This is a genomic window from Bradyrhizobium sp. LeoB3, from assembly GCF_055456055.1.
The window spans coordinates 1-2,692 of the sequence record NZ_JBVBEF010000242.1; the positions used below are offsets into that span (position 1 = coordinate 1).

The 2,692-nt window shown below is 58.1% G+C and carries 2 protein-coding genes; both read left to right on the forward strand.

Annotation, left to right across the window (positions count from 1 at the left end):
• Positions 1–543: 543 nt before the first annotated feature.
• Positions 544–987, forward strand: a complete 444-nt coding sequence (locus tag ACZXDY_RS45365) for a DUF305 domain-containing protein (RefSeq protein ID WP_080664039.1) — start codon at positions 544–546, stop codon at positions 985–987.
• Between the two features lie 64 nt (positions 988–1,051).
• The gene (locus ACZXDY_RS45370) at positions 1,052–2,563 is read left to right on the forward strand and encodes a YncE family protein (RefSeq protein WP_028167922.1); all 1,512 of its coding nucleotides are present in this window, start codon (positions 1,052–1,054) and stop codon (positions 2,561–2,563) included.
• Positions 2,564–2,692 lie beyond the last annotated feature (129 nt).

The following is a 2,692-nucleotide window of genomic DNA, read 5'->3' on the forward strand; positions in this document are numbered from 1 at the left end:
CCCGGTCCATCCAGGCAACCCTCGTCGCAACATTGAGGGTGAGTCGCCTCATTTTGTGGAGGGGACATACAGTCTAGGCGACTTGCGCCCCTTCACAGTCTTGCACTGCCGGAGAAGTGCCTTGTCCGCCGGTAATGTAGCCGCCGGGATCCAAAGCGCCTCTCAGGTACGGAGAGCCTTTCGCGCCGACGGGGCGGTCGTCCGACGGGTGGTGCGGTTTTGGTCGTTTGCAATTGGGCCAAGAAGGCGCTTGGTCCTAGTGCGCGACGGGATTAAAATAAATCGTCACTTCGCTTTGGATTCCGAATTGAACATGATTCTTTCGGAAAAGCGGTGTCCACTTTTCCGGATCATGCTCTAGATCTTGGAAGGCTCGCTAGGCTCGCATATCGCGGGGCGTAGGATAGCGGCGAGAGCACAATCGGTATGGCACCGCCAGAGTTGCCTATCAGCATCGCTGACAAGTGCCGAGCCTGTGTCTGATTCCGGTACATCACGCGCAAGCCAGTTGGCCGGTTTCGCACCAACGCAAGCGAGGTATTCATGTGGTCAGCAATTCGCTTATCAATCATCTCGCATGTGGCAGCGATAGCCGTCGGCGTCGTTACTGCGACAGCATGTCTGACTGTCTACCCAGCCAGCCGGCAATCGCTTGCTGACTATATCTCGGCGATCTGCACGAAGGCTTTTAGTTCCGCGCCCGCCGCGGAGACTCCGTATCTCGCCGAGAATATCGGCGCGATGACCAAGATGATGATCAACATGGGTATTAGGCCGTCAGGCGACGTCGACGCCGACTTTGTGGCGATGATGGTGCCGCACCATCGGGGTGCCATTGAGATGGCGCAGACTGAATTGCGTTACGGTCGTAATGAGTCACTTCGGCGTATGGCTCAGGAAATCATCGTCACCCAGCTGCAAGAGATCACTGCAATGCGGCTGTCGCTTGGCCCAGCCTTGCCGCCCTCCGCACCATCGCCTGATTAGATCCCGCCTAGTGCGATGAAAGACTCGAAAGTTGACAATGCAGCCTTGGTAAAGGAGCCGTGATATGCGACACAACGCAATACTGGCCGTTCTGTTGGTTGCGACAGCTCTTGTCGGTGTCCCCCATGCCTTCGCCGGGCAGGCTCCCGCGGCCGCGTCCGATCCCGACATTCCTATCAGCCATCAAGATCGCGTCTACTCCGCTGAACAATTCTCGAACACTGTCTCCGTCACCGATCCCGTCGACAATAGGCTCGTTGGCACTATTCGCCTTGGCGATCCGTTGCCTGCCAATCTCAGTCCGCTCTACAAGGGCCAGTTGTTGGTACATGGCATGGGGTTTTCGCCTGACCATCGTACTATCGTGGTTGTCGCAATTGGTTCGAATGCGGTGATCTTCATCGATACCGCGACCAATAGCGTAAAGCATATTACTTACGTTGGGCGCTCTCCACACGAACCGTTCTATACGATGGATGGCAAACAAGTGTGGGTTGTCGTCCGCGGCGAGAACTACGTCTCCGTACTCGACGGCACGACTTACGAGGAGAAGGCGCGGATCGTCGTTCCCAACGGTCCGGGTATGACGATTTTCTCGCCCGACGGCAAATATGGCTACGTCTGCTCCTCGTTTACACCGGAGACCGTGGTCATCACTGTCGCCGATCGCAGAATTGTCGGCAGGGTTCCGCAAGCAAGCCCGTTCTGCCCCAACATCGCCGCGACGCCGGACAGCAAGCAGGTCTGGTTCACCCTGAAGGACACAGGCAAAACCCAAGTGTTCGACGCGCAACCGCCGTTCACGCTCTTGAAAACCCTCGACACCGGTCCGATCACCAACCACGTCAATATCGTGCGTAATGCCAACGGCATGTTTGCCTATGTCACGATCGGCGGGCTCAACGAGATTAAGGTGTTTCGCACCGACAATTTCGAGCAGGTCGCAACCATTCCGGTCGGTAAGTTGCCGCACGGCATCTGGCCGTCCGGGGACGGCACGCGAGTCTATGTCGGTCTTGAGAATGAGGACAAAGTAGCCGCAATCGATACACTGACGAACCAAGTCATCGCGACGAGTCCGATCGGCCAAGCTCCGCAAGCCCTCGTCTACGTGCCCGATGCCGTACCCGCGATGAGCGGCCACCTCAACGCGGCGATGACCAGGATGATGGTCGCCCCCGAAGGTCTTGGAACCAATAACCTGCAGCCACTCGGCATTGCTGGTCAATCGGCGCAACTGTGGCTGGTGCCGCCCGGCGCAAAGACAGAGGCAAAAGCGTCGACCAGCGTTTCGCTATCCGACCAGGGATTGGTGCAGGTGTTGGAGGCTGCGGTCACCGGTCTCGAGCCAGGAAAGCCATATCTGCTTGCGCTTGCGAGTGAGCCGTCGGGCACTGGCGATCTCGAGCCACTGCAAGGCTTCATGACCAACCCCGCGGGCGCAGCCGTCGTTAATGCAGTCGGACCAATCCGCCAGTTGGTACGTGGCGAGGACAAGGCCCCGCGTCGTTACCTTGTGATCCTTCCCGGCACACCCGATAGGCACGGAGCCCCGGTTCAAATCCAAAAGGAATGAGTCGTGCCGCGCCAAACGATTAGATGTATTGCTGCAGCGCATGAGTCCGTTATTGTGAAGGGTTTCGGATGCCGGCCGCTTGAGGGAGGGCGCGGCGTATTCGGCGGCCGGCGTCCGAAAGCCTCCAAG